The sequence below is a fragment of the Streptomyces sp. NPDC005263 genome (genome assembly GCF_042872365.1).
Classification (GTDB): Bacteria; Actinomycetota; Actinomycetes; order Streptomycetales; family Streptomycetaceae; genus Streptomyces.
The window spans coordinates 323,277-349,542 of record NZ_JBIAKJ010000007.1 but is presented as its reverse complement, the minus strand read 5'-3'; the positions used below and the strand labels follow the sequence as shown (position 1 = coordinate 349,542).

The 26,266-nt window shown below is 69.5% G+C and carries 20 protein-coding genes, 1 tRNA gene and 2 pseudogenes; 15 read left to right on the top strand and 8 right to left on the bottom strand.

The window, feature by feature from the left end; all coding sequences use genetic code 11:
* The first annotated feature begins 57 nt into the window (after positions 1-57).
* A complete protein-coding gene (locus ACFYRY_RS30170; RefSeq protein WP_389152431.1) occupies positions 58-1,035 on the top strand; it encodes an ArsA-related P-loop ATPase in 978 nt (325 codons plus the stop codon).
* Positions 1,032-2,480 (top strand): ArsA family ATPase, encoded by a 1,449-nt coding sequence (locus tag ACFYRY_RS30165; protein ID WP_389152428.1) that lies wholly within the window; start codon positions 1,032-1,034, stop codon positions 2,478-2,480. Before ACFYRY_RS30170 ends, ACFYRY_RS30165 begins: the two co-directional genes overlap by 4 nt.
* Before the next feature lie 11 nt (positions 2,481-2,491).
* Here the strand turns inward: ACFYRY_RS30165 and wblA are convergent, their stop codons facing one another.
* On the bottom strand, positions 2,492-2,830 hold the full coding sequence (wblA, locus tag ACFYRY_RS30160) for a transcriptional regulator WblA (protein WP_353692857.1): 339 nt from the start codon (positions 2,828-2,830) through the stop codon (positions 2,492-2,494).
* A gap of 409 nt (positions 2,831-3,239) precedes the next feature.
* Here wblA and ACFYRY_RS30155 point away from each other — a divergent pair, with 409 nt between their 5' ends.
* Positions 3,240-5,504 carry a transglycosylase domain-containing protein gene (locus ACFYRY_RS30155; protein ID WP_389152425.1) on the top strand — a complete coding sequence of 755 codons (2,265 nt, stop codon included), beginning with the start codon at positions 3,240-3,242 and terminating at the stop codon, positions 5,502-5,504.
* 294 nt (positions 5,505-5,798) lie between these two features.
* Here the strand turns inward: ACFYRY_RS30155 and ACFYRY_RS30150 are convergent, their stop codons facing one another.
* A complete protein-coding gene (locus ACFYRY_RS30150) occupies positions 5,799-6,263 on the bottom strand; it encodes a GatB/YqeY domain-containing protein (protein ID WP_356768176.1) in 465 nt (154 codons plus the stop codon).
* Between the two features lie 94 nt (positions 6,264-6,357).
* Between ACFYRY_RS30150 and ACFYRY_RS30145 the strand changes: the two genes are divergently transcribed.
* The gene (locus ACFYRY_RS30145; RefSeq protein ID WP_356768174.1) at positions 6,358-7,284 is read left to right on the top strand and encodes a metallophosphoesterase; all 927 of its coding nucleotides are present in this window, start codon (positions 6,358-6,360) and stop codon (positions 7,282-7,284) included.
* 166 nt (positions 7,285-7,450) lie between these two features.
* Positions 7,451-7,524, top strand: a tRNA-Pro gene (locus tag ACFYRY_RS30140).
* Between the two features lie 177 nt (positions 7,525-7,701).
* On the opposite strand, the gene ACFYRY_RS30135 is transcribed toward ACFYRY_RS30140, so the two are convergent.
* Positions 7,702-8,823, bottom strand: a complete 1,122-nt coding sequence (locus ACFYRY_RS30135; RefSeq protein ID WP_389152422.1) for an FAD-dependent oxidoreductase — start codon at positions 8,821-8,823, stop codon at positions 7,702-7,704.
* Between the two features lie 252 nt (positions 8,824-9,075).
* Here ACFYRY_RS30135 and ACFYRY_RS30130 point away from each other — a divergent pair.
* Both ACFYRY_RS30130 and ACFYRY_RS30125 read left to right on the top strand, forming a co-directional pair.
* Positions 9,076-9,636 (top strand): annotated as a pseudogene (locus ACFYRY_RS30130) (nucleotidyltransferase domain-containing protein).
* Between the two features lie 588 nt (positions 9,637-10,224).
* Positions 10,225-10,632 (top strand): NUDIX domain-containing protein, encoded by a 408-nt coding sequence (locus ACFYRY_RS30125; RefSeq protein WP_389152419.1) that lies wholly within the window; start codon positions 10,225-10,227, stop codon positions 10,630-10,632.
* A 209-nt stretch (positions 10,633-10,841) separates the two neighbouring features.
* Here ACFYRY_RS30125 and ACFYRY_RS30120 read toward each other — a convergent pair whose 3' ends face one another.
* The gene (locus tag ACFYRY_RS30120; RefSeq protein ID WP_389152416.1) at positions 10,842-11,522 is read right to left on the bottom strand and encodes a DUF4232 domain-containing protein; all 681 of its coding nucleotides are present in this window, start codon (positions 11,520-11,522) and stop codon (positions 10,842-10,844) included.
* Between the two features lie 359 nt (positions 11,523-11,881).
* Here ACFYRY_RS30120 and ACFYRY_RS30115 point away from each other — a divergent pair, with 359 nt between their 5' ends.
* Positions 11,882-12,769: an alpha/beta fold hydrolase gene (locus ACFYRY_RS30115; RefSeq protein ID WP_389152413.1), complete on the top strand. Its 888-nt coding sequence runs from the start codon at positions 11,882-11,884 to the stop codon at positions 12,767-12,769.
* A 45-nt stretch (positions 12,770-12,814) separates the two neighbouring features.
* Here ACFYRY_RS30115 and ACFYRY_RS30110 read toward each other — a convergent pair.
* Together ACFYRY_RS30110 and ACFYRY_RS30105 are read right to left on the bottom strand one after the other, a co-directional pair.
* Positions 12,815-13,187: pseudogene (locus tag ACFYRY_RS30110) on the bottom strand (alkene reductase); the annotation flags it as partial.
* A gap of 57 nt (positions 13,188-13,244) precedes the next feature.
* A complete protein-coding gene (locus ACFYRY_RS30105; RefSeq protein WP_389152410.1) occupies positions 13,245-13,727 on the bottom strand; it encodes an ATP-binding protein in 483 nt (160 codons plus the stop codon).
* A 176-nt stretch (positions 13,728-13,903) separates the two neighbouring features.
* Here ACFYRY_RS30105 and ACFYRY_RS30100 point away from each other — a divergent pair, with 176 nt between their 5' ends.
* From ACFYRY_RS30100 to ACFYRY_RS30090, 3 genes are all read left to right on the top strand, one after another.
* Positions 13,904-14,383, top strand: a complete 480-nt coding sequence (locus tag ACFYRY_RS30100) for a helix-turn-helix domain-containing protein (RefSeq protein ID WP_389152407.1) — start codon at positions 13,904-13,906, stop codon at positions 14,381-14,383.
* Positions 14,356-14,574 (top strand): DUF397 domain-containing protein, encoded by a 219-nt coding sequence (locus ACFYRY_RS30095; protein WP_389152404.1) that lies wholly within the window; start codon positions 14,356-14,358, stop codon positions 14,572-14,574. The genes ACFYRY_RS30100 and ACFYRY_RS30095 overlap by 28 nt, the downstream gene beginning before the upstream one ends.
* A 414-nt stretch (positions 14,575-14,988) precedes the next feature.
* Positions 14,989-16,002 carry a carbon-nitrogen hydrolase family protein gene (locus tag ACFYRY_RS30090; RefSeq protein ID WP_389152401.1) on the top strand — a complete coding sequence of 338 codons (1,014 nt, stop codon included), beginning with the start codon at positions 14,989-14,991 and terminating at the stop codon, positions 16,000-16,002.
* Positions 16,003-16,180: 178 nt separating this feature from the next.
* Here ACFYRY_RS30090 and ACFYRY_RS30085 read toward each other — a convergent pair whose 3' ends face one another.
* A complete protein-coding gene (locus ACFYRY_RS30085; protein ID WP_389152398.1) occupies positions 16,181-16,843 on the bottom strand; it encodes a hypothetical protein in 663 nt (220 codons plus the stop codon).
* A 122-nt stretch (positions 16,844-16,965) separates the two neighbouring features.
* The gene (locus ACFYRY_RS30080; protein ID WP_389152395.1) at positions 16,966-18,423 is read right to left on the bottom strand and encodes an aspartate ammonia-lyase; all 1,458 of its coding nucleotides are present in this window, start codon (positions 18,421-18,423) and stop codon (positions 16,966-16,968) included.
* Positions 18,424-18,593: 170 nt separating this feature from the next.
* Between ACFYRY_RS30080 and ACFYRY_RS30075 the strand changes: the two genes are divergently transcribed.
* The 4 genes from ACFYRY_RS30075 (at position 18,594) to ACFYRY_RS30060 (ending at position 26,098) form a co-directional block, all read left to right on the top strand.
* On the top strand, positions 18,594-20,003 hold the full coding sequence (locus ACFYRY_RS30075; RefSeq protein WP_389152392.1) for a dicarboxylate/amino acid:cation symporter: 1,410 nt from the start codon (positions 18,594-18,596) through the stop codon (positions 20,001-20,003).
* Positions 20,000-20,776 carry an aspartate/glutamate racemase family protein gene (locus tag ACFYRY_RS30070; RefSeq protein WP_389152389.1) on the top strand — a complete coding sequence of 259 codons (777 nt, stop codon included), beginning with the start codon at positions 20,000-20,002 and terminating at the stop codon, positions 20,774-20,776. The genes ACFYRY_RS30075 and ACFYRY_RS30070 overlap by 4 nt, the downstream gene beginning before the upstream one ends.
* 48 nt (positions 20,777-20,824) lie before the next feature.
* Entirely contained in the window at positions 20,825-21,511 is a 687-nt protein-coding gene (locus ACFYRY_RS30065; protein ID WP_389152386.1) for a GntR family transcriptional regulator, read from the top strand.
* A gap of 552 nt (positions 21,512-22,063) precedes the next feature.
* Positions 22,064-26,098 (top strand): AAA family ATPase, encoded by a 4,035-nt coding sequence (locus ACFYRY_RS30060; protein WP_389152383.1) that lies wholly within the window; start codon positions 22,064-22,066, stop codon positions 26,096-26,098.
* Positions 26,099-26,266 lie beyond the last annotated feature (168 nt).

The following is a 26,266-nucleotide window of genomic DNA, read 5'->3' as shown; positions in this document are numbered from 1 at the left end:
CACGTTTGTCCACAGCCTCCGGCGTAGCCCGCGCGCGGACTGGTTAGGCTCGAATACGTGAGCAGGCTCCAGGTCGTCAGCGGCAAGGGCGGGACCGGAAAGACCACGGTCGCCGCAGCCCTAGCGCTGGCCCTCGCCACCGAGGGGAAGCGGACGCTTCTCGTCGAGGTCGAGGGTCGGCAGGGCATCGCGCAGCTCTTCGAGACGGAAGCGCTTCCTTACGAGGAGCGCAAGATCGCCGTCGCGCCCGGGGGCGGGGAGGTGTATGCCCTGGCCATAGACCCCGAACTGGCCCTTCTGGACTACCTCCAGATGTTCTACAAACTGGGCGGCGCGGGCCGAGCCCTGAAGAAGCTCGGCGCGATCGACTTCGCCACCACCGTCGCGCCCGGCCTGAGAGACGTACTCCTCACAGGCAAGGCCTGCGAGGCAGTACGCCGCAAGGACAAGAGCGGCCGGTTCGCCTACGACTACGTCGTGATGGACGCACCCCCCACCGGCCGTATCACCCGCTTCCTCAACGTCAACGACGAGGTCGCGGGACTCGCCAAGATCGGCCCGATACACAATCAGGCGCAGGCCGTGATGCGGGTGCTGAAGTCGGCGGAGACGTCGGTGCACCTGGTGACGCTGCTGGAGGAGATGCCCGTCCAGGAGACGGTGGACGGGATCGCCGAGCTGCGGTCCGCGAGGCTGCCGGTGGGGCGGATCATCGTGAACATGGTGCGGCCGGAGGTGTTGGACGCGGCCGACCTGGAACTCGTACGGAAGGCCCCGCGGACGGCCGTCGCCCGCTCACTGTCGGCGGCCGGGCTCGGCGGGGCGCGACGTGGCGGGAACGCCGAGCGGCTGATCGATCCGCTGGTGGCGCAGGCCGACGAGTACGCCGAACGGTACGCGCTGGAGCACGAGCAGCGTGCGGTGCTCGGCGAGCTGGACCTGCCACTGCACGAACTGCCACTGTTCGCCGAGGGAATGGACTTGGCGGGCCTGTACGAACTGGCCACCGACCTGCGGGAACAGGGGATGTCATGAGCCCGAACCAGCCCCACTCCCAGGACACGCCCCCACAGAACACCCCCCACCCACCGCACCCTCATGACACCCCCCGCCACCACCTCTCCCCCACCCGCGTCCTCGACATCGACCCCCTCCTCGACGACCCGGAGACCCGCATCGTGGTGTGCTGCGGCTCCGGCGGGGTCGGAAAGACCACCACCGCGGCCGCGCTCGGCCTCAGAGCGGCCGAGCGCGGCCGGAAGGTCGTGGTGCTCACCATCGACCCGGCCCGTCGGCTCGCCCAGTCGATGGGCATCGACTCGCTCGACAACGTCCCCCGCCGAGTGAAGGGCGTCAACGACGCCGCGAGCGGCGAACTGCACGCGATGATGCTGGACATGAAGCGCACCTTCGACGAGATCGTCGAGGCGCACGCGGATCCGGAGCGGGCCACCGCGATCCTGAACAACCCCTTCTACCAGTCGCTCTCGGCGGGCTTCGCGGGCACGCAGGAGTACATGGCGATGGAGAAGCTGGGGCAGCTGCGCTCCAGGGACGCCTGGGACCTGATCGTCGTCGACACGCCCCCGTCCCGTTCGGCGCTCGACTTCCTGGACGCCCCGAAGCGCCTGGGGTCCTTCCTGGACGGCCGGCTGATCCGGCTGCTGACGGCCCCGGCGAAGCTGGGCGGCCGTGCCGGGATGAAGTTCCTGAACGTCGGAATGTCGATGATGACCGGCACCCTCGGCAAGCTGCTCGGCGGACAGCTCCTCAAGGACGTCCAGACGTTCGTGGCCGCGATGGACACCACCTTCGGCGGCTTCCGCACGCGCGCGGACGCGACGTACAAGCTGCTCCAGGCGCCCGGGACGGCGTTCCTGGTGGTCGCGGCGCCGGAGCGGGACGCGCTGCGGGAGGCCGCGTACTTCGTGGAGCGGCTGGCCGCCGAGGACATGCCACTGGCCGGCCTGGTACTCAACCGTGTCCACGGCAGCGGCGCCGCCCACCTGTCGGCCGAGCGGGCACTCGCCGCCGCGGAAAATCTTGAAGAGCCTCGCATTGTGGATCAGGGGGACGGGAAAGCAGTTCGTAACTCTCCCGACACGTACGGCAGTTCAGAACCTCCTGCTCCCGACGAAGGCTCCCCCACAGCCACGGACCAGGACGACACGGAGCTGGCCGCCACGGTTCAGGAAGCCCCAGCGCAAAAACCCGCACCACAGGACCACCCGAAGCATGACCAGGAACGATCCGTCGAACAACTGACCGCAGGCCTGCTGAGGCTGCACGCCGAGCGCATGCGACTGCTCTCCCGCGAGCAGCGCACACGTGACCGCTTCACCGCACGCCACCCGGAGGTGGCGGTGGCCGAAGTGGCCGCACTGCCCGGCGACGTCCACGACCTCGCGGGGCTGCGGGACATCGGCGACAGACTCGCGGCCAAGCGGCCGGAACTGCCCGAGACCGGGGCAGACGCCTGAGGCGCCGCCCCTCAGCTCACCGCCGCGTAGTGCTCGTAGACCTCGTCGTCGTCGAGAGGCAGGATGCCCGCCCCCCGCTCGTACTCCGTACGCGCGGTCTCCAGCAGCCGGCGCCAGGAGGTCACGGTCGGTCGCCTGCGCAGCAGTGCGCGGCGCTCCCGCTCCGTCATCCCTCCCCACACACCGAACTCGACGCGATTGTCGAGCGCGTCGGCCAGGCACTCCGTACGCACCGGGCATCCGGTGCATACCGCCTTGGCCCTGTTCTGCGCCGCTCCCTGAACAAACAGTTCATCCGGATCGGTAGTGCGGCAGGCCGCCTGCGCACTCCAGTCGACTACCCAGCCCATACCGGCGCCGTCCTCTCCCGAATCGAGGCTCCCCCACGGCGGCAGCGGCATATTCACCGCAGCCAGTTGAGGACGTTACGGAAGGTGGGCACAGCGCAACACCCCCTTCGGGCCCAATCTTGAATGGCCCGAACGGACTATGGGTAAGCGGCAGATCACCCGGGGGAGTGAGCTGACGACATACGTGACTATCCCGGCGAAACCAGGACAGTTATGTTGCGTCACAACGGGCACCAGGTGACACACAAGGCGGATTCGGACACGCCCCCGCCAAAAAAGTTGGGGAACCTCCGGAACGATTCGGGGTCGCCGGACGTATTGATACGTAGCCCTACAGCTGTGACAGTTGAGAGCAGCTTAGGCCAAGGCCTAGACGCGTGTCCGGCGAATGAGAACGTAGGCTGCCCCCATGCCAAAGAAGCGTTCGGGCGGTGGTCTGTCCTCCACGCAGCAGGCCGCGAAGTTCCTCGGTGTCAGTGTTCTCGCGGGAGCCGTGATGGCAGGCATCGCGCTGCCCGCGGCGGGTGCACTGGGGCTCGCCGCCAAGGGGTCGGTGGAGAGCTTCGACGAACTCCCGGCCAACCTGAAGACACCGCCGCTGAGCCAGCGCACCACGATCCTCGACGCCGACGGCGGCCAGATCGCCACGGTCTACTCGCGCGACCGCACGGTGGTCGGGCTCAAGGACGTCTCGCCGTACATGCAGAAGGCGATCGTCGCGATCGAGGACTCGCGTTTCTACCAGCACGGCGCGGTCGACCTGAAGGGCGTGCTGCGCGCGCTGAACAAGAACGCGCAGAGCGGCGGCGTCTCGGAGGGTGCCTCGACGCTCACCCAGCAGTACGTGAAGAACGTCTTCGTGGAGGAGGCAGGTGACGACCCGACGAAGGTCGCGCAGGCCACCCAGCAGACGCTCGGCCGCAAGATCAAGGAGCTGAAGTACGCGATCCAGGTGGAGGAGGAGCTCGGCAAGAAGAAGATCCTCGAGAACTACCTGAACATCACGTTCTTCGGCCAGCAGGCCTACGGCGTCGAGGCCGCCTCCCAGCGCTACTTCTCCAAGCACGCCAAGGACCTGACTCTCTCCGAGTCGGCGCTGCTGGCCGGCATCGTGCAGTCGCCGAGCCGTTACGACCCGATCAACGACGAGGCCGAGGCCACCAAGCGGCGCAACACCGTGCTGCGGCGCATGGCCGAGGTCGGCGACGTCCCCCGGGCCGAGGCCGACAAGGCGATGAAGGAGCCGCTGAGCCTGAAGGTCAGCCAGCCCAGGAACGGCTGCATCACGGCCGTGCGGGGCGCCAGCTTCTTCTGCAAGTACATCGGGAAGGTGTTCCTCAGCGACCCGGCCTTCGGCAAGACCAAGGAGGCGCGGGCCAAGCTCTGGAACCAGGGCGGTCTGACCATACGGACAACGCTCGACCCCAAGGCGCAGGACTCGGTCGAGAAGTCGATCAAGGACCACGTCTACAAGAGCGACAAGGTCGCCGCGGCCTCCACGCTGGTCGAGCCCGGTACCGGCAAGATCCTCGCGATGGGCCAGTCGAAGCCCTTCGGCTACGGCAAGAACGAGACGGAGTACAACTTCTCGGTCAACGCTGCGATGGGCGGCTCCAACTTCGGGTTCCCGACGGGTTCGACGTTCAAGCCGTTCCTGGCCGCGGCGGCGTTGGAGGACGGCAAACCTCCGACGCAGATCTACCCCGCGCCGTACCAGATGCCGTACCCGGCAAAGGTCCAGTCGTGCAGCGGGAAGCCCTGGGTCAACGACAAGGGCTACAAGCTCGAGAACGAGAACGAGAGCGAGGTCGGTCCTTACGCGCTGAAGGACGCCATGGCCAAGTCGGTCAACACCTACTTCGTGGAGATGCTCGCCGAGATCGGCATGTGCCCGGTGGTGAAGATGACCGACGCGCTCGGCGTGGTGCAGGGCAACGGCACCAAGGTCCCCGAGGTGCCCTCATCGATGACTCTGGGTTCGACGGGCCTGTCGCCGCTGACGATGGCGAGCGCCTACGCGGCCTTCGCCAGCCGGGGCATGTACTGCACCCCGGTCGCGATCGAGTCGATCACCCAGACCGTCGCCGGTGACAAGAAGTCGCTGGCGGTGCCCAAGTCGACGTGCTCGCGCGCGATGAGCGAGAAGACCGCGGACACCATAAACACGCTGCTGCGCGGCGTGGTCGACTCCGGTACCGGCAAGGAGGCCGGGCTGTCGGGCCGGGAGAGCGCCGGCAAGACGGGTACGACGGACTTGCGGAAGAACGCCTGGTTCGTCGGCTACACCCCGAACATGTCGGGCGCCGTCTGGGTCGGCAGCGCCACCCAGAAGGTCGAGATGACCGACATCACCATCGGCGGTTCCTACCATGCCGAGGTCTACGGCGGTGACACCCCCGGCCCGATCTGGCGGGACGCCATGGTCGGCGCGTTGGACGGCAAGCCGGTGGAGACCTTCAACCTCGTCAACATCCCGGATCCCAAGAAGGACAACGGCGACAAGGGAGACAAGGGCAAGGGGAACGGGAACGGCGACGGTGACAACGGTGACGGCAACGGCATCATCGGCGGCCTGACCGACGGCGGCACGAACGGCGGCGGCAAGCCGACGCCCACCTTCAGCTTCCCGGACGGCTTCTTCCAGGGCAACGGCAACGGCGGAAGGCGCGGCTGACAGATCCTCGCGCCCCGACCCGTTCTCACCGGGGCGACATGAGAAGGGGCCCGGCAGATGCCGGGCCCCTTCTCATGTCAGGGCCTCACGAGTACTCACCCACCCACGCCCGGCTGACGACGGGAGTTCCCTCGGGACGGATCGGGTCAGGCGGAGACGACGTCGCTGCAAGGGTGGACGTGTCGCCGGAGCAGACGCCATGACGCCCCGCTCCCCCCCCTGTACGCCTTTACGGAAAGCGAGCGGGCCCGTCCACCTTCTGCCGCCTCCCCTGCGGGAGCGAGCGGACTGCTCTCAGCCGGCCAGCAGCTTCTTGACCGCGGCGGCCACGCGGCCGCCCTCCGCCAGGCCGGCCACCTTCGGGTTCACGATCTTCATGACCGCGCCCATGGCCCGCGGCCCCTCGGCACCAGCCGCCTTCGCCTCCGAGACGGCCTGGGCGACGATCTCGTGCAGCTCCTCGTCGGACAGCTGCTTGGGTAGGTACGCGGCGAGGACCTCGCCCTCCGCCTTCTCCCGCTCGGCGCTCTCCGGGCGGCCACCCTGCGCGAAGGCGTCCGCGGCCTCGCGACGCTTCTTCGCCTCGCGGGTGATCACCTTCTGCACCTCGTCGTCGGAGAGTTCGCGCTTGGTCTTGCCGGCGACCTCCTCCTTGGTGATCGCGGCGAGCGTCAGCCGGAGCGTCGAGGAGCGGAGCTCGTCGCGCTCCTTGATGGCGGAGTTGAGATCGTCCTGCAGCTTCGACTTGAGCGTGGTCATGGGTTTGATTGTCGCAGGTGTCGCGGCCCGCACGCCCGCTCATTTAAGGGGCGTAGGCGCACGGGGCCCGGTCGGGGTCTGACACGATGGACGTATGCGAGCGCGATACGGAGTACCTCTGTCGATCGCGGCGGCCGGCGCCGCCGGTCTGGTGTACGCGGCGGGCTTTGAGGCCCGCTCATTCCGCCTCCGACGAGTGACGGTCCCCGTCCTCCCGTCCGGAATGCGCCCCCTGCGCGTCCTCCAGGTCTCCGACATCCACATGGTCGGCGGCCAGCGCAAGAAGCAGCGGTGGCTGCGTTCGCTGGCGGGCCTGCGCCCCGACTTCGTGATCAACACCGGGGACAACCTCTCCGACCCGGAGGGCGTGCCGGAGGTCCTGGACGCCCTCGGCCCGCTGATGGAGTTCCCGGGGGCGTACGTCTTCGGCTCCAACGACTACTACGGCCCCAAACTCCGCAACCCCGCACGGTACTTGTTCGAGAAGGCGCAGGGCCGGCACGGACTGAACGGCAACGCTCCCGCCGTCAACGCCGTCCACAACCCGTGGGAGGACCTGCGTGACGGCTTCGACGCGGCGGGCTGGCAGAACCTGACCAACACCCGCGGCGCGCTGAAGATCGAGGGCGTGTCGATCGAGCTGACGGGCCTGGACGACCCGCACATCAAACGGGACCGCTACCCCGAGGTGGCCGGCGGCCCGTCCGGCACCGCCGACTTCTCGATGGGCGTCGTCCACGCCCCCTACCTGCGGGTCCTGGACTCGTTCACGGCGGACGGCTATCCGCTGATCTTGGCCGGCCACACCCACGGGGGCCAGCTGTGCCTCCCCTTCTACGGCGCGTTCGTCACCAACTGCGACCTGGACGTGGACCGAGTGAAGGGCCTGTCGAAGCACGCGGCCCAGGGCCGTACGGCCTACCTCCACGTCTCGGCGGGCTGCGGCACCAACCGCTACACACCGGTCCGCTTCGCCTGCCCACCGGAGGTCACGCTGCTGACGCTGGTGGGGCGGGAGTAGTCGGCGGGGCGGTGCCGGGCCCCCGCCCCCGTCGCCCGGGCCCCCCGGGCCTGTCGCCCTGGACCAGCCCGCCCGAGCCCCACCCGTCCCCCCACGAAAACCGGATTTCGTCTCCAGCCACCAGTGGGCTAAAGTAAACGACGTCGCCGCGACGAGCAGCGACAATCGGGGTGTAGCGCAGCTTGGCAGCGCGCTTCGTTCGGGACGAAGAGGTCGTGGGTTCAAATCCCGCCACCCCGACAGCTGAGTAGCAGGTCAGAGGGCCCTTACCGGGTAGGTAAGGGCCCTCTGGCGTTGCTGCGTGTCCATCTGTGTGTGACTACCGCTCCAGAGCGCTTGAAGATGCTCGGTCACAGCCGTGCCGGATGCCCACGGGTCACGTCAGGAAACGGTGGCCGGACTACTGAACGACCCGGCTCATTGGCCCTTCCCGCTGAACCAGTCGATCAGGCCCTGGGCCGTGTTGTGGGGGGAGTCGATCCCGGGCATCTCGTCGATGACGGTCTCGGCGCTGCGGGGGAACATGACCTGCTCGTACTCGGTGAGCGCCGTCTCGATGTCGCCGGGGTGCGCGGCGAGGGCTTCACCGAGTTCGGCGCCGTCGAGCATGGCCAGGTTGGCGCCCTCGCCGTTGGGGGCCGCGAGGTGGGCGGCGTCGCCGAGCAGGGTCACCCCTGGCACCCGGTCCCACCGGTGCCCGGGCGGCAGGGTGTAGAGGGGGCGCAGGACCGGCGGGACGTCGCTGCCGGTGATCAGCGCGGTGAGCTCCGGCGCCCAGCCGTCGAATTCCTGCGCGATCCGCGCGGTGGCCGTGGCGGCGTCGGCGAAATCGATGGCGGCGAACCAGTCCTGCGGCTCGGACAGCCCCACGTAGGCGTGCAGAGTGTCGCCCTTTTCCCGGTGAGCGAAGATCTCCCTGCCGGGCGAAGGAGCGATCAGCATCCCGCCACCCACCGCTTTCGCGGCAGCCGGGTGCCGGGTGTCGGCGTCGAACAGGTGGGTCTCCACGACGGATTTGCCGATGTACTCGGGGGTGGCGGTGGACAGCAGCGGCCGGACCCGTGACCACGCGCCGTCCGCGCCGACCAGCAGGCTGGTGACGACGGTGGCGCCGTCGGCGAACGTCACCTCGTGGCGACCCTCGCCGAGGGCACGGGTACGACTGACCTTGTGCCCCCACCGCACGGTCCCTGCCGGGAGTGAGTCGAGCAGAACCTGTCGCAGGTCGCCCCGTGGCACCTCGGGGCGTCCGCCCGCGCCGTCGTCGGCTTGGTCGAGCAGCACAGTCCCGTCCCGGTCGAGGATCCGCAGCGCCTCGCGGCCCTCCAGGACGATGGCGTGGAACTCGTCCAACAGGCCGGCCGCCTTGAGTGCGAGCTGCCCGTTGTAGTCGTGGATGTCGAGCAGTCCGCCCTGTGCGCGCGCCGAGGGGGAGGACTCCGCCTCGTAGACCGTGACCGGGACGCCGTGGACGTGCAGGACGCGGGCCAGCGTGAGTCCGCCGAGTCCGGCGCCGATGATCGTGACAGGGGTGTGCATGGTGGCTCCTTCGGGATCGGGCCGGCCGGTGAGCTCCGGCCGGCCTTCACTGGAAAGGTGCCAACTCCCGCCTGCGAGCCACCGACATCCGACCGACAGCCCCGACAGTGCTCCGACATGGCGCCGACACCTCAGATCAGCCGGATGTCAGGACAGCGAGCTTGGCGTCGAGCAACAAGAGCGCGCCGAGGGCGGCTTCCTGGTCGTAGTAAGCGTGCGTCCGCCCCCGCGAGAGGAGGTGCGCGGCCGGCGCTGTATCGGGCAAGCTTCCGGCACGATGACTGGCCGGTGGAGCTGTTCGTGCACACCGAGGAGAGCTGGTACGCGTACGTCGACCGGGACATACGTACGCGCCGGTCGCCCCTCCTGTGGATGTGTGCTGACGGGCTGCTGCTCTTCGACACCGACGGAGTCGGGACGCGCCTCAACGACGAAGCCCGGAGGCTGGCCGCGGCAGGACCGCCGCCTGTGCCGGATGACGAGGTCGAGGACCGCCGTTACGCGATCACCGACCTCCTCGACGATCTCTCGGGGACTGCCGACCAGAGCGAGCGGCTGTTCATCGCCACTGAACTGGTCCGGTGAACAGGGGAGTTGGCGCTGGTCCTGGGCGGGTCTTGGGGTGGAGGCGGGAAGTGGCTGGCACGGCGCCTGGAGTCCACGGCGCCGGGGCTCGGCACGCGTCTGCACCTCGCCGTTCGTGAGGTGCTGAAGGGGCGGGATGATTCCCTCGTCGGCGTGGTGGACGAGGTGCTGGAGCAGGCCGGCGGCCGGTTGTGGGAGGGCTACGAGCGCGGTGGCGGGATGCCGTGAACGGGCACGGCACGGCTGCGACTCCGGCACGGTTCACAACTGCGCCGCCTGACGGTATCCGCGTGCAGATGGTAGGAGGTCTCGAAGGGTGGCACCCGTGGACGTGAACGAGACGCGGGACGAGTATGTCGAGCGCTTCAAGACCGCCCTGTACATCGAACACCTGAGGGAACGGATCCTCACCGGCCGCTACCAGGCGGGGGGCGGCCCCGGCGGCCGACATCGAGATCTAGCTCAACCGTGGACGCCCCCTGCGCCACTTCACGCTCGGTGACCTGCGCAACCGGGGCTCCACCCGTCGACATCGGTCTTACCTTCGACCGAGAACGCAACCGCTACCGATTCACCTGGAACGGGGAGCAAGCCGAGCCGGGCCAGGGGTGATCTGGTCGTCGTACGGGAAGGGCAGGGCCGATCGTGCGGGCAACCACACGGAGGGCTGACGGGGACCAAGTGGACGGCCAGTCAGGTCCCGCCGCTCCTCCGCCGCAGATCAGTCCTGCAGATGCCGCCAGAAGACCAAGCTTCCCTAGTTCAGTGTGCGAACGGTGCTGACGCAGGCGATGCTCTCCGATACGGTCCTGGCCCGTGACCAATGGCGACGGTGTGCCGGAGAAGGTGGCGTGGGTTCTGGTTCGGGACGACCGGGTGTTGGTGACGCGTAGTCACGGCAGAGATCGCTTCTACTTCCCGGGCGGTCATCGTGAGCCAGGCGAGTCCGACGGCGAGACCCTGGTGCGGGAGATCGACGAGGAACTGAGGGCGGCGATCGACCCCGGTTCCATGGTGCACTTCGGCACTTTCGAGATCGGTGAGGATCATCCGGAGCACGGCCCGTTCCGGATGATCTGTTACACCGCCGATCATCACGGTGAGCTGACCCCGTCGCGGGAGATCGCCGAGAAGGCGTGGTTCCGCTACGCCGACCGGGACCGGGTCTCGGCCGTCGACGAGCTGGTCTTCGACGCCCTCCACGAGGCCGGGCGGCTTTCCTGATCCCTCGACCGCTGGCGCTGTACCGCAGTGAGGTACAGGAACCACCGCAACCGCGGTCGGACGGCTTCACCCGCTCCGGCAGGTTCCAGCCGGTCCTCTGGCAGTTGTCCCGGTGCCAAGCGTCGCTGACACGGGCCGGCTACACGCTGGATAACCATGATCTTGGCGGTGCGGCGGTCAGCCCCCAGGGCTGACCGCGGTCACCGCCCCTACTTTGTCGTGTGCGTGGGGTAGACCTCTACGTCGGTGTAGGCGCCCTTGATTGCTCCCGCGGCCGCGGGCCACTTCAGGGTCACGGTGTGAGTCTCGTTCGGGGGCGTCACCAGGATGTTGGTCGGGGACGAGAGGCTGTCGCCGCTGCTGTCGATGTCGTATGCGAGGTTGAAGACAGCGGCGTCGCCAGGCTTCAGGGTGGTGACACGCGGCTGTGCGGGGCCGCGCTCGATCGGGTTCGAGGTGTTGTCGGCGTCCTTGATGTCGACGCCCGCGAAGCCCGTCGCCGAGCAGGTGGTCGAACCCCGGTTGATCATGGTGATGTTGATCCTGCCGGTGGTCTCGTCGGGCGCGGCGTCCACGGCGTCGATGGCCAGGTCCTCCGTCTTGCAGAACGTGACTTTGCTGCCGGTCTGCGTCGCGCCGTTCGCGGCCGCCTCTGCCTCGGTGTTTTCAGCGGAGCCCGACTTCGCGTTGCCGGCCTGCGCGCCGCCGGAGCCCGAGCCGCCCTCCGACTGCGAGCCCTCGTCCGAGGACGAAGAGGCCGAGGGCGAGGCCGAGGGCGAGGAGCCCTTGGAGGACGAGTCCTGCCCGGAATCGCCGTTGCCGCAGGCGGTGAGCGAGAGGGTGGCGGCGACGCCGATGGCGGCGAGAGCAGTGATACGAGTGGACTTCACGATGTTCCCCCAAAGAAGCGCGGTGCATGTGGTGAGAAGTATTTGTATCCCGCATCGAGTTACAGGGGGTTCTCCGCGATGTCTTCGTTCTGTCACTGGGGTATTGATCTCACGGTCCGCCAAGGCGCACCGGACGGTCAGCAGCCTGGCCCAAACGAGACCACCCAGGACCTTGCGCCGGTCCGGGCAGTGGAACGTGGCCCAGGTGGCCGGCTGCGAGGGTTTGATCTTGGTGGCGTCGGCAAGGTGAGCGACCGGGGCCGTGGGGTGAACTCGGCGACTGTCGAAGGGCCTTCGGGGTATCGCCTTTTATTTGACGGCCCGTCATAAGAGATTTCCCGTGTATGGAGGAGTAACTGATGAGCACGATCGGGCAGACGGTCGAGATCCCCCATCTGGGCGGGTCGACCGTCGGGTACACCTTCGCCAAGCCGTACGACCCCGCACTCCCGACGCTGGTCCTGATCAACTCGTACACCACCTCGGCCGATCTGTACCGGCCGCAGTTCGCCGACCCGGCGCTCGGGGCCGCGGGCAACCTGCTCGCCCTGGAGCCCTATGGGCACGGCCGCACGAGGGCTTCGTACCAGCACTTCACCTACTGGGACAGCGCGATCGCGAACCTGCAGGCACTGGAGGCACTCGGGATCCGCGAGGCCTTCGTGCTGGGGACCTCGCAAGGCGGCTGGGTGGCGGTCCGCATGGCGCTGCTCGCCCCGAACGTCGTGAAGGGCCTCATCACACTCGGCACGTCGATGGACTTCGAGAGCCCTCGCAGCCGCGACCTGGGGTGCTGGGACGGGGTCGAGTTCAACACGCCGCTGGTCGACGCCCTCGCCGACCCGGTCGGCGAGGACTGGGTCGTGCCGGAGGAGGTCGTGGACACCGTGCTCGACACCGCCCTGGGCGGCGTCTCGGCCGAGGAACGTGAGTTCTGGCTCGCCACCTACCGTGCGAACTACGCCGGTGACGCCGGGCGCCACCGCCTGCGCCTCAGCACGGTGAACCTGCGCGACCGCGACGGGCTCCACGGCAGGCTCGACGAGGTCCGCTGCCCCGTCCTGTGGTTGCACGGAACCGCGGACCAGGTGTACTCCGTGGCCAACGCCCAAGAGGAGATACGGATGTTCACCCACTCCCCCGAGGCGCGTCTGAAGATCATCGAGGGCGGACAGCACTTCCTGAGCGCCTCGCACCCCGCGGAGGTCGACTCCGCGGCGATCGATTTCGTGAACCGCTGGGTCTGAGCTGAGCAAGAGCAAGTACGGCCGAAGAACGAGTTGAACCGTTTCCCCTCTGCCCCGCCAATGTGCGTATGGACTTCTTTCTCCTCCGAGGTGCCTGGACCCGCACGCGACGAGGGTGCCCGGCCATGCTCGCCGCAGGGCGACGAATACCTCCTCGTCGGTGGTGGCTTCGAGGTGCACGTATGCCAGTCCGAGGGGGGCCAGTTCGGTCAGCAGGGCGGTGTAGAGGTCCAGGACGTCGGCCTCCTCGACGCTCCAGAACGTCCCGCCCGGTGAGAGACGGATGCCGGTCCTGTCCCCCGCCGACGGCCTCGACGGTGGCGGTGACGGACTCGACGGCGAACCTGATCCGGTTGGCGATCGGGCCTCCGTAGCGGTCCGTGCGCAGGTTGGCGTTGGACGAGAGGAACTGTGCGATGCCACGGTCGGCCGACTCGGTGAGATGCGGGGCAGTTCGCCGGCCGGTTGTCAGAAGTCATCGGTCCAGCAGGCCGGTTGAGGCGCCCGTCGCCACCTCCGCCCAGACCGTCTTGCCCACGAGGTCACGAGGCGTCGTACCCCAGCGCACCGCCAGGACGTCCACCAGGAGCAGGCCGCGGCCCGATTCGCCGTCGGGACACGACGAGGGCGTAGCGGCAGGCGGGCGTTTCGCGGCGGCGGCGTCGGCGACCTCGATCCGCACCAGGCCGGCAACCTCGTCCAGGCCGAGCCGGACACCGAAGTCGCGCCCCGCGACGCGGCCGTGCTGCACGGCGTTCGCCGCCAGCTCGCCGACTACGAGGGCGACCGAGCACGACACGTCCGACTCCGGCGGGTACCCCCACTCCTCCATACGCCGTACGGCGCGGAGCCGGGCGAGTCTCGCGCCTCTGGGTGACGAGACGAACTGCGCCGTGAAGGCGGGGTGCCCGGTGCTCCTTCGAGGGCCTTCGTCCGAGGTGGTCGTACGTGTCAGCACAGCGTGTCCGTCCTTGCCTGTCGAGCTTGGGACGTCCCGCGCCGCGCACGAGTCGTCACGTTCCGTACTCAAGCATCGGCAGACAGCCCTACCCTCGAAAGGTGACGCCGCCTTATCTTTCGGGTCGTAAGGACGGAAGTGACGCCTTGGCCAACGGAATTGACCCCAGTACGTCGATGGCGGCGCTGTTCGGGTCGCGGGTGCGCAGACTCCGTACGGCGGCCGGAATGACCCAGGAGGAAGTCGGTCAGAAAACACACGTGGTGAGCACCCGGATCACGCAGATCGAGCGGGCCTCCGGGGCGAAACCGACACTGGAACTCGCACGGGCGCTCGACGCCGTGCTCGGCGCGGACAATCTGCTGGTCGAGTTGTGGCCGTACGTATACCGGGAGACGTTTCCGGACTGGTCGCGGAAGTTCATCGCGTACTCGGAGCGGGCGGTGGTCATCCAGCAGTACGCCGCTCACGTGGTGGCCTACACAGAGGGCGCGGACTACGGCCAACTCATCCAAGAACCGGCCATCGTCAGCCGTTACAAGGTGATTTACGATCGGCTCCGGGCAGCAGCTCTGCCCCCCGCTCATGTCCCTCGACATGATCCGGTCCGTGATGGAGGGCGACCACCGTGGCACGAGCATCCCGTCCCGAACTGAACGGCGCCGCCTGGCGCAGGAGCAGCTACAGCAATCAAGCGGGGGGCGATTGCGTGGAGGTGGCCGACGGATTCACGGGCGTCGTGCCCGTCCGTGACAGCAAGGCCCCACACGGTCCCGCGCTGTGCTTCGGCGCCGCCTCCTGGGGCGCCTTCATGGGTGAGGTGAAGGCGGGGCGTCACCGTCCCTGAGCTGGTTGCCTGGCACCTCCTGACACGGCGCTGACAGCTCTCGACGACCCCTGTCAGCGCCGCGTCCGGGGTCTGTCAGCGAGGCCCGGCATCGTCACGGTGATCGAGCACGACGCATACCCGACGAGGAGCATCCGCAGCCGGACGCCGCCCACCCCTGGTAAAGGGTTTCGGGTTCGGGACGGCAGCTCGGCGTGCGGTAGCGACGCGCCGACGGCCGTCACGGGATGTTGACGGCCCCTCCGGGCGACGGCATGATGACCGACTGCGTGGCCTACGCCGAACCTCCCGCGACCGTCCCCAGCACGGTCTCCCGTCGGAGGCAAAGGGACCAGCGTCTCAGGTCGTTGTCGCAGCCCGATCGCCTCGGGCGAGGTTGCTGGGGAGCCGTCGCTCAAGGCGTGGAAGGCCGCGATGACAGCCCGTAGGAACTTCAAACGCCAGGTGCGTGCCCGTGCCGCCAAGACCGGCGAGTCCTACACGTCCGCCCTCCGGCACTTCCGTCCGACTCCATCAGGAGACGTCATGCCGGAAGCAAGGAATCCCCTGAGCGTGCGGCTCGCCGTCGCGCAGACCCTCGTACGCGAGGATCCCCGAGACGTTGAAGCGCTGCGCGAAAGCGGGCGTGAGGTCCGCGCTCTGATGCGCGAGGCTCGTGCTCAGGGAGCGAGGATCGTGCACTTCCCGGAAGGCGCGATCTGCTTTCCCAGCAAGCTCGTCATGTCCGTCGACGGCCCGGACGCGGTCGGCCCGGCGGACTGGGACCGGTGCCAGTGGCCGGTGCTCCGATCGGAGTTGGCCGCGATCGCCGAGTCGGCCCGCGAGTTGCGGTTGTGGACGGTGATCCCCTCGGTGCACCGCTTGAGCGGCCCGAACCGCCCGCACAACAGCCTGTACGTCATCTCCGATCGCGGCGAGATCGTCACGCGTTATGACGAGCGCCTGCTGTCGAAGACGAAGGTCTCGTACATGTACTCGCCGGGCGTCTCGCCGGTGACCTTCGAGGTCGACGGTGTGCGCTTCGGCCTGCTGCTCGGCATGGAGATCCACTACCCGGAGCTGTTCGCGGAATACGAGAAGCTGGACGTCGACTGCGTTCTGTTCTCCACCAGCGGCACCCCGGGCAACACCGCCGCCCAGGCCCAGGGCCACGCCACGGTCAACAGCTACTGGGTCAGCCTGTCAGGGCCGACGCAGGACAGCGCCACCGCACCGTCCGGAATCGTCGCTCCCAACGGCGACTGGCTCGCGCGGTGCCCCGCGGACGACTCGCCATCGGTGGCCGTGGCGAACCTCGACGACAGTTCCGAGGCCGCCGCCGACGCGGTGACCTACGGGCGCCCCTGGCGTCGTGAGGCGCGCTCGGGCATCTACACCGAGCACCAGGTGACCGACCCGCGCAGCGAAGACCGGACGGCGGCCTTCTAGTTCGGTGTTCCAGGGCATCACGGTCACCGCGAGGGCTGGTCGGCACCGCACCTGAGCCGACCAGGTCACGGCCCGCCCTCCAGGTCCGCCGGATCCTTGCCCGCGAGGCCCGGCGGGCCGCTGGCCTCCGGGGAGAGTTCTGGCACTGCTCGCGCTGACAGTCCGCAGGGCCTGCCCCCTACTGGTCGTTCACCGTCGCCCAGGTGTAGCTGTCCATGCCGTCGTGAGGGCCGATCCTGGAGAGTTCCGAGCCGTCGCGCCTCGCGGCCACGATGAGCGGTCGTGTTCCCCCGGAGCCTGTGGACGGGGACGTCCAGACGACGATGCGGCTGCCGTTCGCGGGCACCTCGACCCGTCGCTCGCCGAGGAGGAGGTGGTCCACCTCCGCGGCGATCTGGAGCTGGTTGGACCCGACCCAGGGGGCCGTTCTGATGGACTCCGGATCCGGATGCCGCAGGCGGTGAGCGCGGCTCAGAACACCTGCGCCTCCGCTGAGCTCGATCATGCCGATCTGCCCGGGCCCGCCCGCCGCCGATCTTCCCGGCGGCAGCTCGCCGTCTGATGCGATGCCGCCGCCCGTGTACCGCCACTGCTCACCGCAGAGTTCCATGAGCGCGGTGTGCGTCTCGGCTTTCGCGGACCCAGGGCGCGACACCAGCCAGACGGCGCCGATGCCCGCGTCGAGGTCGACGTCACCCGACACCACGGTCAGCCAGCGGCGAGGCAGCCAACCTGGCTGCGGCTCACGGCCGTTGACCACGCGCCGGAACACCCTCGGCAGGATGAAGTCCATCCAGCGTTGGTTTGGGCACATCCGACGCGGCTTCGCGGGCGTGGCCATGTTCGTACGGTACCCAGGGTGGGCGAGGACCGAATCCGACGTCCGGGCAGCTCGCGTTCACCCCGCCTGCCGGGTCGTACGGAGCGTCAGGTTCCGCTCGGCCCGCGGACCGGCCCTCCGAGTCACGACGTCGCCCCGGTCGGTCGCGGAGCCTGACCCGTGAGGGATTCGGGCCGCAGGAGCACGTCCAGTTGTTCCGGGGTGAGGAGGCCGGCTTCGGCGGCGAGGGTCTTGATGGGGCGGCCGGTGGCCAGGGCCTGGCGGGCGAGGGTGGTGCTGGCGGCGTAGCCGATGTGCGGGGCGAGGGCGGTGACCAGGCCGATGGAGCGGTGGACGCTGTCGTGGAGGTGGTCGCGGTTGGCGGTGATGCCGGGGACGCAGCGGGTGGCGAGGGTGTCGCAGGCGGCGCGCAGGTGGGTGAGGGAGCGCAACAGGCTGTAGGCGATGACGGGTTCGAAGGCGTTCAGCTGGAGCTGGCCGGCTTCGGCGGCCATCGTGACGGTCAGGTCGTTGCCGATGACCTCGAAGGCGACCTGGTTGACGACCTCGGGGATGACCGGGTTGACCTTGCCGGGCATGATCGACGATCCGGCCTGCACCGGGGGCAGGTTGATCTCGCCCAGTCCGGCGGTGGGGCCGGATGAGGTCAGGCGCAGGTCGTTGCAGGTCTTGGAGAGCTTCACGGCGACCCGTTTGAGGACGCCGGAGACCTGGACGAAGGCGCCGCAGTCCTGGGTGGCCTCGATGAAGTCGCCCGCGGGCTGGACGGGTTCGCCGCTGATCTCGGCGAGGTGGGCACAGGCGAGTGCGGCGTAGCGGGGGTGACCGTTGATGCCGGTGCCGATCGCGGTGCCGCCGAGGTTGGACTCCAGCAGCAGGGCAGCGGCCTCGGTGAGGCGTTGGCGGTCCTCTTCGATCATGACGGCGTAGGTGGTGAACTCCTGGCCGAGGGTCATGGGGACGGCGTCCTGGAGCTGGGTGCGTCCCATCTTCAGTACGTCGCTGAACTCCGCCGCCTTGGCGGAGAAGCTGTCGGCCAGGGCCCGCAGCGAGTCGCAGAGCCGTCGTAGTGCGGTGACCAGGGCGAGGCGGACGGCGGTGGGGTAGACGTCGTTGGTGCTCTGGCCCAGGTTGACGTGGTCGAGGGGATGGACGACCTCGTAGCAGCCGCGGGGATGGCCGAGGAGTTCCAGGGCCCGGTTGGCGATGACCTCGTTGGCGTTCATGTTCGTCGAGGTGCCGGCGCCGCCCTGGACGGGGTCGACGACGAACTGGTCGGCGAGGTGCCCGCCGCCGATCTCCTGGCACGCCGTGATGATCGCCCCGGCGATGTCCGGGGGCAGCAGGCCGAGGTCGCGGTTGGCGGTCGCGGCGGCCTGTTTGACCGCGGCCAGCGAGGCGATCAGGTCGGGGAACTGGGCGATGGTCGACCCGGTGATCGCGAAGTTCTCCACGGCCCGCACCGTGTGCACGCCGTAGTAGGCGTCGGCCGGGACCTCCTTGTCGCCCACCAGATCGTGCTCGACGCGCGTGGCCCGTCCCGTGCCCGGCCCGCGTGATTCCTGTGCTGTCTGTGTCATCTGTGCTGCTCGCTCCTCGTCGTCAATCGTCGGCCGCCGGCTTCGGCGGATGTGCCGTCGGAGTCCGGTACGGCGGTGCGGGACCCCTTGACAGGGCGCCGCCGTGAGGCCCAGTCTTACGGCCCAATACGCAGAGCGCAATATATTGGAGCCGCTAGGAGGCACCACCAGTGAACGCATCACCCACCCCGGACGCCGGCCCGTACACCCGCTCCGGACCTCGACCAGGGCTCCTGCGGCGAGTGCTGCGGCGATGTCTGCGGACGCCGATCGGCGTTCAGTCGATCATCGCCGTCGGCCTCGGAGCCCTGATCGGCACCCTCGCGCCGAACGCCGGCGAGCAGATGAAGATCCTCGGGGACGTCTTCCTCAACCTGGTGCAGGTCGTCGTCCTGCCGCTGGTGTTCCCGCTCATCGTGCTGGGCATCGCCCGCATGGAGTCGGTCAAGAAGGTCGGCCGGATCGCCGGCAAGGCCATCCTCTACTTCGAGCTCGTCACGACCGCCGTGCTGCTGATCGCGGTGGGCCTGGCCAAGTTCACCGGCATCGGCAAGGGCGCCCCCGTCCACGGGACCGACGCCAAGGACCTGGAGGGCCTGAGCCAGGGCGTCGACTTCCACGAGCTGGTGCTGCACGCCGTACCGAAGAACATCTTCGAGGCGTTCGGCGAGGGCAACCTGCTCGGCGCGATCACCTTCGCCCTGCTGGTGGGCGTGGCCATGGCCGCGATCGGGGAGAAGGCGGAACCCTTCGCCTCCGTACTGGAGTCCGTCGCCGCGGTGATGTTCAAGGTCGTCGGCTACGTCATCCGCGTCGCGCCCCTCGGCGTGCTCGGCTTCATCTCCTACGACGTCGCCCACTACGGCTTCGGCAACCTCCGCAGCCTCGCCGGCTTCATCGCCGTGGTCTACGCGGGCCTGGCCATCGTGGTCGGCGTGCTCTTCCCGCTCATCGCCACGATCTACCGCATCCGCTACGTCGAGCTGCTGAAGTCGATCGCCAACCTGGCCGGGATCGCCTTCGTCACCCGCAGCTCCGAGTCCGTCCTGGCCCCGCTGATGGTCAAGCTGGAAGCCTTCGGGCTCAGCCGGTCGACGACCTCGTTCGTCGTCCCTCTGGGCTACTCCTTCAACACCGACGGCTCGGTGCTGTACCAGGCCGCCGCCCTGGTCTTCCTCGCCAACGCGTACGGTGCCGACACCTCCCTGCCCGCCCTGCTGATCATGGTCGGCGTGCTGGTCATCCTCTCCAAGGGCATGGCCGGTGTCGCCTCCGCGTCCATCGTCGTCCTGATAGCGGCCGGCAACAGCATCGGTCTGCCCGCCGAGGGCATCGCCCTGCTGCTCGGCGTGGACTTCATCGTCGACATGGCCCGTACCGGCGTGAACGTCGTCGGCAACTCGCTCGCCGCCGCGGTCGTCGACAGTTCCGAGAAACGCCGCGAGGCCAAACGGGGCCCCGGCGAGGTCGCCCGCGACGCCGACGGGACGGCCGCACACGGTGACGGCACCCAGGCGAACGCCACCACCCGCCCCGAGCCGCCGCTCGAACACGCCCTCCAGAAGGGCACCGCGCAGTGACCAGCCCGACCGGCACCACGGAGATCATCGGCATCCTGGGCGGCATGGGACCGGCGGCCACCGCCGACTTCTACGCCAAGCTGGTGTCGATGACTCCGGGCCACCACGACCAGGACCACCTCAGGACGGTCATCTGGTCCGACCCCACCATCCCCGACCGCACCGAGGCCCTCCTCGGCAACGGCCCCGACCCCACCCCGTGGCTCCTCAACGGCGCCCGCGTCCTGCGCGAGGCAGGCGCCACCGTCATCGCCATTCCCTGCAACACCGCACACGCCTTCGTGCCGCGCATCGCCGACCACGTCGGCCTGCCGATCGTCCACATGATCGGGGAGGTCGCCCGCCATCTCACCGCCCTGCGGCCTGCCGTCCGCACCGCCGGACTGCTGGCCACCACCGGGACCGTCCACGCGGGCCTGTACCAGGAATGGCTCGACCGCTACGGCATCCGCCTCGCCCTGCCCGACCCGGTCCGTCAGCAGCCCGAGGTCATGGCCGCCGTCCGCGCCGTCAAGGCCGGCGACCACGGCGCGGCGGCCGCACCCCTGGCCGCCGCCGCACGGCAGCTCACCGGACAGGGCGCGCAGGCGGTCATCGCGGGCTGCACCGAGATCCCCCTGGGCCTCCCCGCCGACGCCGTCGACGTACCCCTCATCGACCCGGCCGTCATCCTGGCCCGGGCCCTGGTCCGCCGGGCTCTGGTCAGCGGGGCCCTGGTCGACGAGGCCCTCGTCCGCCGGGCCCGTGCGGACGTACCGCATGATGCGGCATGAGACCGGATCGCGCGGACCGGGATCGGGGCGCAATGTATCGTACGCAATATGTCACTCGACAGCCCTGTCTCCCGTCGCCTCCTCAGTGACGAGGTCTTCCAGCGTCTGCGCGACTCCATCGTGCTAGGCGAACTCGTCCCCGGGGAGAAGGTGAAGGACAGCGAGCTCGCCGAGCGTCTCGGGCTCAGCCGTACCCCGGTGCGCGAGGCGCTCGCCCGGCTCGCCGACATCGGCCTGGTCGAGGCGAAGCCCGGCGTCTACACCCGCGTCACCACCCTCAACCGCCGTGACGTCGAGAAGACGCTCGCCGTGCTGCGCTCCCTGGACCAGCTCGCCGTGGAGACCGCGGTACCGGTCATGACCGAGCAGGACCTGCGGCAGATGCGCGAGGCCAACCGCGACTTCGAACGCGCCGTCGCCGCCAACGACACCACGGCCGCCCTGGCCGCCGACGACCGCTTCCACGCGGTCCCCATCACGGCCGCGGACAACCCCGTGCTCAGCCGGATCGTCGGACAGCTGCACCCCCAGATCCACCGCATCCTCTACCGCAAGTTCTCCACGCTGCTCGGTGGCCGCAACACCATCGAGCATCACGACCAACTCATCGAGGTCTGCGCCGGCGGCGACGCCCGCGCCGCCGCCGATCTCTCCGGACAGCACTGGTCCGAACTCGGCGGACACATCAACCAGCTCTTCGACACGAACCAGTTCACCGAGTCGACGGACGATTGAGGCCAAGCACCTGAGGCCAAGCACCTGAGGCCAAGCACCTGAGGCCAAGCACCTGAGACCACGCCCCGATCGCCGGCTCTCCCTGAAACGGACGCCGCGCCCGATGCGTTGTGCGGGGTCGGGTCGGGAATGACTCGGGGATGACTCGGAACGGATCACGGGGGCGCGGCGCGTCGTCCGGCGCCGGTCCCTCCCCTCGTGGGGACCGGTGCCGGACGGTGCGGACGCGTCCATCCCTGCCGTGCGGGCGTGGATGGTGGACCAGTGCCGGACCCTTGTGGATCCCTCTCGCTCGGACGGAGAGACCGGCGGCGCTGTTCCGTGACGGCGGCGGAGGCCGACGGGGAACGCGCCGAGCGGTGGGGTGTCTCTCGGTCGAGCGCTGAGCTGGCCGGTCCTGGTGACGTCCGGTTGCCGCGCTGTTACGGGGTGATCCTGCCAGTTCCGGCCCCGCGCGAGGAGGTTCCGGCAGCCCTCCGGCATCATATCCGCAGGTCAGACATATAAAGTGAGTTTTCCGGTCCGGATGTTCAGGTGCGAACGAAGTGAGGGGTGAAGGCCTTGAGTGCCGATTCAGGGGCACGCACGGCCTTCGCGGAGCGTCTCGCGCTGTTGTACAAGGAGGCCGGTAACCCTCCCCTCAAGAGCGTCGCCGAGGCGGTCGTACGACTGCAGCGCGTCGACGAGCGGGGGCGGCCGGTGCGGGTGTCCGCCCAGCGGATCAGCGACTGGCGGCGGGCCAAGAACGTGCCGGCCCAGTTCGCCGCTCTCGCGGCCGTGCTGCACGTGCTGATACCCCAGGCCCGGCGGGCGCGGCCCGCCCCGGTGTCCAACGGGCTGTACGACATGGGGCATTGGCAGCGGCTGTGGGAACGGGCGGTGGCCGATCCGGTCGGTGACCGTCCGGCCTCCGAGACGGAGACGGGCGAGGAGCAGCGGGCCCGGGGCGACGCCTCACCCGTGGCCGGTGGGGTGTGTCCGTACCGGGGGCTGGCCTCCTACCGGCAGCAGGACGCCGGGTGGTTCTTCGGGCGGGAGCGGTGCACGGCCGCACTCGTCGCGCAGCTGCGGGCGACCGAGTCGACCGGCGGTCTGGTGATGCTCGTGGGCGCGTCGGGGGCGGGGAAGTCGTCCCTGTTGAACGCCGGTCTGGTCACCGCGGTACGGGACGGGGCGCTCGGCGACGGGAGCGGTCCGGCACGTCCCGTGCTCCAACTCGTCCCGGGTTCCGATCCGTTCAGGGAGCTGACCCGCCGGGTTCCCGAACTGGCCGACGTCGACCTGGACACGGCGGGGTCCGAGGCGTTCGCCGGGTCGGTGCGGGAGGCCTTCGCCGGGTGGGCGCGGCGCGCGGCGCCGGCCGGCGGGCGTCCCGTTGTCATCGTGGACCAGTTCGAGGAGGCGTTCACCCTCTGCTCGGACGAGGCCGAACGGCGGGCCTTCGTCCAGGCCCTGCATGCCGCGTCCACGCCCGCCCCGTCCATGCCCGCGCCCTCCATACGCTCGGCCTCCGCGCCCGGCGACGGTCCGGCCCCCGCGCTCGTGGTCCTCGGGATCCGTGCCGACTTCTACGAGCAGTGCCTCGGACATCCCGAACTGGCCGACGCGCTCCAGCACCGTCACATGGTGCTCGGCCCCCTCACCGCGGCGGAGTTGAGGGAGGCGGTGACCGGACCGGCCAGGGCGGTGGGGCTGGAGTTGGAGCCCGGCCTCGCGGAGCTGATCGTGCGGGAGGTGAGCGCCGACAGTCCGCGCGGGGCGCACGACGCGGGGGCGCTGCCGCTGCTGTCGCACGCGCTGCTCGCCACCTGGCAGCGGCGCAAGGCGGGACGGCTGACGCTGGCCGGGTACCGGGCGGCGGGCGGGATCCAGGGCGCGGTGGCCGCGACCGCCGAGCGGGCCTGGTCGGGGCTGGACCCGGCGGCGCGCACGGCCGCCCGGCTGCTGCTGCTGCGGCTGGTCCGGCTGGGCGAGGACACCCAGGCCACCCGGCGGCGCGGGACGTGGCGGCTGTTGTCGGAGGAGTCGACTGACCCCGGCAAGACGGAGGAGTCGCTCGAAGCGCTGGTGCGGGCCCGGCTGGTGACCCTGGACGCCGAGACCGTCGAGATCACCCATGAGGCGCTGCTGCACGCGTGGCCCCGGCTACGTGACTGGATCGACGAGAACCGCGGCGATCACCTGCTGCGCCAGCGGCTGGAGGAGGACGGCCGGTCCTGGGAGGGCTCCCACCGTGACACGTCGCTGCTCTACCGGGGTTCACGTCTGGAGCAGGCCCAGAGCTGGGCGAAGACCGCCGGTGACACGGTCCTGACCCGCAGTGCGGTGGACTTCCTGGCCGCTTCGGTCAGGCTGCGTCGGCGGACCGTGTGGATCGGCCGCGGCGCGGTGTCGGCGCTGGTCGTCCTGGCCATGCTGGCCGTGGGCGCGGCGGTGCTCGCCTGGCAGCAGCGCAACGAGGCGGTGTTCGAGCAGGTGGTCGCCGAGGCCGACCGCGTCCAGTACACCGATCCGTCGCTGTCCGCCCAGCTCGACCTGGTGGCACACGACTTGCGGCCCGACGACGAGGACACGAACAACCGGCTGGTCTCGATCGTGAACGCGCCGCTGGCCACACCGATGCCGGGCCACACCGGCGCCGTCTACCTCACCTCGTTCAGCCCGGACGGGCGGACCCTGGCCACCGCCAGCAACGACCGCACCGTACGGCTGTGGGACGTGAGCGACCCGACCCGGCCTCAGCCGCTGGGCAAGCCCCTCACCGGCCACACGAGTTGGGTGAGCAGCGCCGTCTTCAGCCCGGACGGCGACACCCTCGCGAGCGCCTCGGACGACGGCACCGTTCGGCTGTGGAACGTACGGGATCCCAGCCACCCGCGGCCGCTCGGCGCACCCCTGACCGGCCATGCCGGCACGATCTACCTGGTCGCCTTCAGCCCGGACGGGCGGACGCTGGCCTCCGCCGGGGATGATCGGACCGTCCGCCTGTGGAATGTGGGCGACCCGAGCCGGCCGAAGGCGATCGGTGCGCTGACCAGTCCCACCGACGCCGTGCGTGCCGTGGCGTTCAGTCCTGACGGGCGGACGCTGGCCGCCGGTGGCGACGACGACACGATCAGGCTGTGGGACACCAGCGATCCGCGTCGTCCGGTGCCGATCGACAGGGCGCTGACCGGCCACACCGGCCTGGTGCACTCCGTGGCGTTCAGCCCCGACGGCACGACCCTCGCCAGTGGCGGCGCGGACAACACCGTCCGGCTGTGGAATGTCGCCGACCCCCGTCGCGGGGCGCCGCTCGGCACGCCGCTCGCCGGGCACACCGGTCCCATCTGGTCGGTGGCGTTCAGCCCTGACGGAAGCAGGCTCGCCGCCGCCAGCGAGGACAGTACGGCCAGCCTGTGGAACGTCAGTGATCCGGCGTACCCGTCGCAGGTCGGCGAGCCGCTCGCGGGGAGCAACGGCGAGATGTACGCCCTGGGCTTCAGCCCGGACGGCCGGACCCTCGCCACCGGGAGCGGCGACAACACGGTCCGCCTGTGGTCGATACCGACGTCGGACATGATCGGCCGCACCGGAGCGTTCCGCCCGGACGGGCGGGTGCTCGTCACGGTCGCGCGCGACGGAAGGATCCGGTTGTGGAACGTGCGCGATCCCCACCGGCCCGTGTTGCTGGGCGAACCCTTCAAGCCGGGGGAGGGTGAGGTGAGTGTGCTGGCTTTCTCCCCCGACGGTCACACCCTCGCGGTGCAGACCGGAAGGCGCTCGGTGCGGCTGTGGAACGTCACCGACCCGGCACGGCCCGTCGCCTACGGTCCGCCCATCACGCTGCGGACCCGGATCGTGGCCGCGCTGGCCTTCAGCCCGGACGGGCGCACACTGGCAACCGCCCATGACGAACGCACCATCCAGCTGTGGAACGTCAGCGACCCGTCCCGTCCGCGTCCGCTCGGCAAGCCTCTCTCCGGTCACACGGGCTACGTCAACTCCCTCGTCTTCAGCCCGGACAGCCGCACGCTGGCCAGCTCCGGCGCTGACGGCACCATCCGGCTGTGGAACGTCGCCGACCCACGTCATGCCGCCCGTCTCGGCGCGCCGCTCAGGGGGCACCGCGGCCCCATCAACGTGCTCGCCTACAGTCCGGACGGCCATACGGTGGCCAGCGGCAGCGACGACGGCACAGTTCGGCTCTGGGACGTGACCGACCCCCGGAAGGTGACCCGGCCCAGTTCCCCCCTCACCGGCCACACCGAGGCGATCGTCTCGCTGACGTTCAGCCAGGACGGCCACAGGCTGGCCAGCGGCGGCAACGACAACACGGTGCGGCTCTGGAACGTGGCCCGCCCCTCCGACGCCTCGCCCATCGGCCAGTCGATGAGCCCGAACGCCAAGACCGGCGGTTTCCTGTCCTTCAGTCCGAAGACCGGCATGCTCGGAGTGTCGAGCGGGACCGACACCGTCCGGCTCTGGAATCTGGAGGCGGACGACGCCATACGCCGTATCTGCTCGACCACGCGGGGCGTACTGACGTCGGCGAAATGGCACGAGTACCTGCCACGCCTCTCGTACGACCCCCCATGTGACACGTGATCCCGCTCACAACTTCTCGGTCCGCCTCAGCAGTCGGCTCCCACCGGACATGCGGCGTTGTTAGTCTTGGCCATAGCCCGATCGCTGGTGCATCCCCCGTCGCCAGCGGTCGGGCCTTTTCGTGTCCTGCGGAGTGCGGTCCGTGTCCCGCGGAGTTCGGTCGGCCGC